6 protein-coding genes are annotated in these 7,052 nt (G+C 70.5%); 5 read left to right on the plus strand and 1 reads right to left on the minus strand.

Annotated elements, in window-relative coordinates; all coding sequences use genetic code 11:
* Positions 1 to 30 precede the first annotated feature (30 nt).
* The 4 genes from IE226_RS19035 (at position 31) to IE226_RS19050 (ending at position 4,672) form a co-directional block, all read left to right on the plus strand.
* Positions 31 to 273: a hypothetical protein gene (locus tag IE226_RS19035; RefSeq protein WP_190082467.1), complete on the plus strand. Its 243-nt coding sequence runs from the start codon at positions 31 to 33 to the stop codon at positions 271 to 273.
* The gene (locus tag IE226_RS19040; RefSeq protein WP_190082468.1) at positions 270 to 2,594 is read left to right on the plus strand and encodes a TOMM precursor leader peptide-binding protein; all 2,325 of its coding nucleotides are present in this window, start codon (positions 270 to 272) and stop codon (positions 2,592 to 2,594) included. The genes IE226_RS19035 and IE226_RS19040 overlap by 4 nt, the downstream gene beginning before the upstream one ends.
* Positions 2,595 to 2,882: 288 nt before the next feature.
* Positions 2,883 to 3,950, plus strand: a complete 1,068-nt coding sequence (locus tag IE226_RS19045; protein ID WP_190082469.1) for a sensor histidine kinase — start codon at positions 2,883 to 2,885, stop codon at positions 3,948 to 3,950.
* 113 nt (positions 3,951 to 4,063) lie between these two features.
* On the plus strand, positions 4,064 to 4,672 hold the full coding sequence (locus tag IE226_RS19050) for a response regulator transcription factor (RefSeq protein ID WP_190082470.1): 609 nt from the start codon (positions 4,064 to 4,066) through the stop codon (positions 4,670 to 4,672).
* 37 nt (positions 4,673 to 4,709) lie between these two features.
* On the opposite strand, the gene IE226_RS19055 is transcribed toward IE226_RS19050, so the two are convergent.
* Entirely contained in the window at positions 4,710 to 5,333 is a 624-nt protein-coding gene (locus tag IE226_RS19055; protein WP_190082471.1) for an NADH oxidase, read from the minus strand.
* 233 nt (positions 5,334 to 5,566) lie between these two features.
* Between IE226_RS19055 and IE226_RS19060 the strand changes: the two genes are divergently transcribed.
* Positions 5,567 to 7,052, plus strand: a 1,486-nt coding sequence (locus tag IE226_RS19060; RefSeq protein ID WP_190082472.1) for a 2-oxoacid:acceptor oxidoreductase subunit alpha, incomplete at its 3' end; no start/stop codon positions are given.

Raw genomic sequence — 7,052 nt, forward strand, 5'->3', positions numbered from 1 at the left:
TCCGGATCGGCACGGAAGGGCAATACGTTCATGACCCTTGTCATGCAGCACCGTTTCGAGCCCGTACAGCAGTACTCCGCATCGCGCACCAAGCCGCAGCATCCGCGCCTGGTGATCGAGAACCTGAGCGACGCGCTGGGTCCGGGCGTCGCGCTGGCCTCCATCTGCACCATCGCCGAACCGCCCGCCCCGAAGACGCCCGCTCCCCGGGCGCCCGGCTCCGAGCCGGCCGAGAACCGTCGCCCAGAAGTGCGCGGGTGGCTCACGGCATGACTCTCACCGGGGGGTGGCAGGCCCGTCCGTCGCTGGGGAGCGACGGGGCGGGTCTCGGATTCAAGCTTCATCTGCGCCCGGTCGTCGTACCGGGAGAAGCCACATATCTGGTGTCGCGGCTCGGGGTGACCGCGCTGCGCGGCGAACACGCCGAGCTTCTGGTGCCGTTGCTCGACGGCACCCGCGACCTGGCAGGCGTCGTGCGCGACGCCGCTCCGGGACTCGACGCGGAGTCCGTCATGCGGTCGCTGGACGATCTCACGACGGCCGGCCTGCTGCGCCTCCACCCGCGTGCCGTGCCGTCCGCTCCGGCGGGCGGCACGGCACGCGAGGCGGCCGAGGCCTACTGGGATCTGGCCGGTCTCGACGGCGGGGCGGCGGCCGCCCGGCTGCGGCGGGCTTCGCTGCGCCTCGAAGTGCTCGACGACATCGATCCCGAAGCGGTCCGCGCCGCCTGCCGGGCCTCCGGGCTCCTGCTCGCTCCCGAGGGCGGCGCCGCGGACCTCACGCTCGTACTGTGCGACGACTACCTTGCGCCGCGCCTGCGCGACCTGGACACCGCGCACCGCAGCCGGGGCACACCGTGGCTGATCGCCCGGGCCTGCGGCGCGGAACCCTGGGTCGGCCCGGTCTTCCGGCCGGACGGCGGGCCCTGCTGGACCTGTCTGGGATCCCGGCTCTCCGGGCACCGGCGCGCCGAGGGCCCGGTACGGCGCGCGCTCGGCATCGAGGGTCCGCCGGACAGGCCCGCGGCCTCGCTGCACGCGGGCCGCGCCATCGCCCTCAACCTGGCCGTCCTGGAGGCGGCGAAGTGGCTCGCCGGGGTCAGGGACGACTCCCAGGGGCAACTCCACACCTGGGACACCCTGCGGATGCGGGGCCGCAGCCATCGCGTCGACCGGCGCACGCAGTGCCCCGTCTGCGGCGATCCGGGCACCGTGGCGGCCTGGGTCGACCGGCCCTTCGTCCCCGTCACGCGTCTCAAGGCGCCCTCGGCGTCGGGCGGCGGGCACCGTGCGCTGACCCCCGAGCAGATGCTGGCCAGGCACGGCCACCTCATCGACCCGGTGACCGGGATCGTCAAGGAGATCCGCCGCGCGCCCCGCACCCCCGAGGGCCTCAACTCCTGCATCTCCGGCCCGAATCTGGCCATGAGCGCGCATACGCTCGGCGGGCTGCGTGCCGGGCTGCGCGCGCTGAGCGGCGGGAAAGGGCTCACCGAGACGGAGGCCCGGGTCAGCGCCCTGTGCGAGGCCGTGGAGCGCTACAGCGGGACCCGGCACGGCGATGAGCCGGTGGTGCGTGACACCTACCGCGGCCTCGGGTCCGAAGCCGTGCACCCGAACACCTGCCAGCTCTACGACGAGCGGCAGTTCCGCGCCAGGGAGCGCTGGAACTCCCGGTTCTCCAGCTTCCAGTACGTCCCGCGCCCCTTCGCCGAGGACCGGCCGACGGAGTGGACACCCGTGTGGTCCCTGACGTCCGGGGCCCGCCGCCTGCTGCCCACCTCGATGCTCTACTTCACCCACGGCGAGCCGACACCGGACGGTCTGTACGCCGACTCCAACGGCAACGCGGCGGGCAGCAGCCGCGAAGACGCCCTGGTCCAGGGGTTCCTGGAGCTGGTCGAGCGGGACGCGGTGGCTCTGTGGTGGTACAACCGCACCCGGCAACCGGCGGTCGACGTCGACGCCTTCGCCGAGCCGTACGCCGATCGGATCCGCACGGCCTGCGCCCGGTTGCGGCGCGAGCTCTGGGTGCTCGACCTCACCTCGGATCTCGGCATTCCGGTCTTCGCCGCCCTGTCCCGGCGCACCGACAAGCCCGCCGAGGACGTGATCTTCGGGTTCGGGGCACACTTCGACCCGCGGGTGGCGATGCGCCGGGCCCTGTCGGAGCTCGGCCAGTTGCTGCCCACCGTGTGCGACGCGCGGGCGGACGGCACCGGCTACGCGCTCACGGATCCCGAGCCGCTCGGCTGGTGGCGCCAGGCCACGATCGCCAACCAGCCCTATCTGCGGCCCGATCGCCGGATGGCCCCGCGCGTGCCGGAGAGCTGGAGTCACGGCCACCGGGCTGACCTCCTCGACGACGTGAAGGCCATCACCGCACTGGTGCGGGACCGGGGGATGGAGCTCCTCGTGCTCGACCAGAGCAGGCCGGACCTGGAGGTTCCGGTCGTGAAGGTAGTGGTGCCGGGCCTGCGTCACTTCTGGGCACGGTTCGCTCCCGGACGGCTCTTCGACGTTCCGGTGGCCATGGGCCGGCTCGACGCACCGACCCCGTACGAAGGGTTGAATCCCGTACCGCTCTTCGTGTGACCGGACGCTTCCACCGGAACTCCTATCGGTGAACTGCCCCTCGTAAAGCGACTTTTGAGTACTCATGCGGACTCTTACGCGGTTGTCATGGTCTTCACATATCATCCGCAGACAGACGCACACAGTTGCGAGAAGAGGTCGCGATCGGTGGACAACCACGAACGGTTAGACATCGCTGACAGAAGCAACGGTGAGCGTGCGAGAGACAGCGGGCGGCCCGGGGCGGCACGGCCGGCGAAGCAGAGCAGGGACCTGCCGGCTCCCCGGGTCGCCCACGTCATCCTGGTGATGGCGCTGCTCAGCTACACCGTTGTCACCCTGCTCAACATCCTGGGCGCGGAGCTGACGGGGCAGCAGCAGGGCATCGCCCTGGTGTCGCTCGCGGCCATTCTCGCGCTGCAGCTCAGACACTCGGCGCCCGGGGCCAACCGGGCGCCTTTGTGGCAGCGCATTCTCACCCTGGGCGTCCAGGCGCTCCTGACCTACCTGCCCTTCTTCGTCTTCCGCGCCGAATGGGGCGCCATGGCGGGATTCCTCGCCGGGTCGCTGCTTCTGCTGCTGCCCGCGCGCGTCGGCTGGAGCCTCTACGCCGTGGTCGGGGCAAGCCTCTCGGTGCCCGCCGCCCTGGAGGGCCGGTCGGTCCTCGTCGTGGTCTACCTCTGCCAGTCCACGCTGCTGACCGGCCTGGTCACGTACGGGCTCTCCCGGCTGAGCGAGCTGGTCAGGGAGGTGCACGCGGCCCGCGACGAGCTGACCCACATGGCCGTGACCGAGGAACGGCTGCGCTTCGCACGGGACTTGCACGACCTGCTCGGCTTCAGCCTCTCCGCCATCACGCTGAAGAGCGAGCTCATCCACCGGCTCATACCGCAGCATCCGCAGCGCGCCAGAGAAGAGGTCCAGGACGTCCTGTCCGTGGCGCGCGACGCGCTGGCCGACGTGCGGCGGGTGGCCAGAGGGTTTCAGGACATGTCCCTCGACCAGGAGATCAGCTCGGCCTGCTCGGTGCTGAGCGCGGCGGACATCGGCACGCAGGTACGGGTCTCCCTCGGCAGCGTGAGTACGCAGACGTCCTCGGTCCTCGCGGCGGTGCTCAGGGAAGCGGTGACGAATGTACTGAGGCACAGCAAGGCCGACATCTGCACCATCGAAGCGGTCCAGTCGGACGACATGGTGCACCTGCTGGTCGCCAATGACGGAGCCGCCCCGGATCATCACGAGCCCTCTCCGCACGGCGGCAGCGGCCTGATGAACCTGGAGGCGCGGGTGCGGGCGATCGGCGGAGAGGTGAAGGCCGGGCGCATCGACGGCAGCCGGTTCCGTCTGCGGGTGGTGGTCCCCGCCGAGCAGAAGTAGCCCGACAGGGCTTGTTTCACCGGCAGTTGAGCCGAGCAGGACGTCACCGCTTCATCGGATCTGACCACCTGCTTGATAGAATCCGGCCGGAATTCGCTGATTACGGGGGGGCCGTGATTCGGATACTGCTGGCTGAGGACATGCACATGGTCCGCGGCGCGCTGGTCGCGCTGCTCAATCTGGAGGCCGATCTCGACGTGGTGGCCGAAGTCGAGCGGGGGGACGAGATCGTCGCCAGGGCCCTGGAGACCAAGCCCGACGTGGCCGTCATCGACATCGACCTGCCCGGCCTCGACGGTCTGACGGCCGCCACCCATCTTCGCGAGCGGATGCCGGAGTGCCGCACGCTCATCCTCACCAGCCTCGGCCGGCCCGGCACGCTGCGCCGGGCGCTCGCCGCGCACGTGTCCGGCTATCTCCTCAAGGACGCCCCGCCGAAGGAGCTGGCGGAGGCCGTGCGGCGGGTCGCGGCGGGCCAGCGCGCCGTCGACGCACAGCTGGCTCTCGCGGCCTGGGGCGGCGCCGAGAACCCGCTGACGGAGCGGGAGAACGAAGTGCTCAAGCTGGCCTCGCAGGGCGCGGAGGCGCCCGAGATAGCCTCCCGGATGCACCTGACGACCGGCACGGTCCGCAACTACCTGACGACGGTCGTCTCCAAGCTCAACGCCCGCAACCGCGTCGACGCGATCCGCATCGCCCGCGATTCCGGCTGGCTGTACTGAACTCCCCGGTCTCCCGGGGCGGAGTCCGCTCCCGGGGCTAGGAGTCCGCTCCCGGGGCCGGTGGATGCACCGGCTTCGCCATGCCCGCCGCCACCAGGTAGCGCAGGATGCCGTCCGTCACCTCGGGGTGCAGCGGCAGGGCCTCCGTGGCGGCGTCGGGGGTGACGGGCCAGGCGAGCATGCCGACCACCCAGACCGCCTCCGGGCGGTGCAGCACCACCCGGTGCAGCGAGGCGGCCGACTCCAGCGCGACCCCCGCGGCGTCCAGTGTCACCCGGACGTCACGGGGCAGCCGGATCTCGTCCGCGGCCTCCAGCTCGTGGGGAGAGAACGTCGCGAGCCGGGACTCGGGAGAGACCGAGAGGAGCGGCCCCCTCAGGTCGTCGAGGCCCAGGGTGCGCACCGTCAGGTGGGAGAGCCGGCTCAGCGTGGGCAGGAGCACCAGGCAGATGCTGCCCTCCGGGTTCGCCCGGACGTTGGCGGGCAGGACAGGGCCGAGCTCCATGCGGCGCAGCGCCTCGCGGACGACCGGATCAGGGTCGATGAGCTCCTCTGTGCCGAACCGGCCCGTCAGCACCACCGCGTCGTCCGTGGTCTCCACGACGACGTCCTCGCTCAGCGACCACAGGTGCAGCGGCTGCCGACCGACGGGATCCGGCATGGCGCGCCCCCTTCCGATGCGTGGTCGGCCACCGAGTATCCGGCAGCCGGACAGCGCGCCGAAAGGCACGGGTTCATGGCTCGCACATGAAGATCTCATGGGTGCCCGGCGGGTTCCGTTCGGCCCCGGGTCTCCCCCGCCCACTTGCCGCTTTGCCCGGTCGCAAGGACCACTGCCTACGTTCGGCGACAGTCAGCCCACTGCGTCCATGTCTACGGGAAGGGGGACGGCCGGTGGCCGTTCATACAGTGGAGAGCAACGAGTCCCCGCCCTCCGGGAGCAAGGATGTCCGTCGTCTGAACCGGGTGATCATTCGCTTCGCGGGTGACTCGGGTGACGGCATGCAGCTCACCGGCGACCGGTTCACGTCCGAGACGGCGTCCTTCGGCAACGACCTGTCGACGCTGCCGAACTTCCCCGCCGAAATCCGTGCACCTGCCGGGACCCTGCTCGGAGTCTCCAGCTTCCAGCTGCATTTCGCCGACCACGACATCCTCACGCCGGGTGACGCGCCGAACGTCCTGGTCGCGATGAACCCGGCCGCCCTGAAGGCCAACATCGCCGATGTGCCGCGCGGCGCGGAGATCATCGTCAACACCGACGAGTTCACCTCGCGGGCACTCCAGAAGGTCGGGTACGCCTCAAACCCCTTGGAAGGGGACGCACTTGACGCCTACCGCCTGCACCGCGTCCCGCTGACCACGCTCACGGTCGAGGCGCTGAAGTCCCACGGCCTTTCCCGCAAGGACGCCGACCGGTGCAAGAACATGTTCGTGCTGGGGCTGCTGTCGTGGATGTATCACCGGCCCACCGACGGTACGGAGAGGTTCCTGCGGGCGAAGTTCGCCAAGAAGCCCGATATCGCGGAGGCGAACATCACGGCCTTCAGGGCGGGCTGGAACTTCGGCGAGACGACGGAGGACTTCGCCGTCTCGTACGAGGTCGCTCCGGCCACCGCGGCGTTCCCTTCGGGTACGTATCGCAACATCTCCGGGAACCTCGCGCTGTCGTACGGGCTGATCGCGGCCGGTCGGCAGACGGGGCTGCCGCTGTTCCTGGGCTCGTATCCGATCACTCCGGCCTCCGACATCCTGCACGAGCTGTCCCGGCACAAGAATTTCGGGGTGCGGACCTTCCAGGCCGAGGACGAGATCGCCGCCATCGGCGCCGCGCTCGGTGCGGCGTTCGGGGGGTCGCTGGCCGTCACCTCCAACTCCGGGCCGGGGGTGGCGCTGAAGTCGGAGACGATCGGGCTCGCGGTCTCCCTCGAACTGCCGCTGCTGATCGTGGACATCCAACGGGGTGGGCCGAGCACCGGATTGCCGACCAAGACCGAGCAGGCCGATCTGCTGCAGGCGATGTACGGGCGCAACGGTGAGGCGCCGGTGCCGATCGTGGCGCCGAAGACGCCGGCGGACTGCTTCGACGCCGCTTTGGAGGCGGCACGGATCGCGGTCACCTATCGCACCCCGGTGTTTCTCTTGAGTGACGGCTATCTGGCCAATGGCTCCGAACCCTGGCGCATCCCTCAGCCCGATGAACTGCCCGAGATGCTGGTGCAGTTCCCGCAAGGGCCCAACCACGTCCTGGACGACGGGAGCGAGGTGTTCTGGCCCTACAAGCGCGATCCGCGGACACTGGCCCGCCCTTGGGCCGTCCCGGGCACGCCGGGCCTTGAGCACCGTATCGGCGGGATCGAGAAGCAGGACGGCACCGGCA

This window comes from Streptomyces longisporoflavus, assembly GCF_014649775.1.
Classification (GTDB): Bacteria; Actinomycetota; Actinomycetes; order Streptomycetales; family Streptomycetaceae; genus Streptomyces; species Streptomyces longisporoflavus.

Bases quoted from the DNA above. Each gene is read 5' to 3' on its own strand.
- IE226_RS19035 (WP_190082467.1), top strand. From the start codon at position 31: ATGACCCTTGTCATGCAGCACCGTTTCGAGCCCGTACAGCAGTACTCC.
- IE226_RS19040 (WP_190082468.1), top strand. From the start codon at position 270: ATGACTCTCACCGGGGGGTGGCAGGCCCGTCCGTCGCTGGGGAGCGAC.
- IE226_RS19045 (WP_190082469.1), top strand. From the start codon at position 2,883: ATGGCGCTGCTCAGCTACACCGTTGTCACCCTGCTCAACATCCTGGGC.
- IE226_RS19055 (WP_190082471.1), bottom strand. From the start codon at position 5,333: ATGCCGGATCCCGTCGGTCGGCAGCCGCTGCACCTGTGGTCGCTGAGC.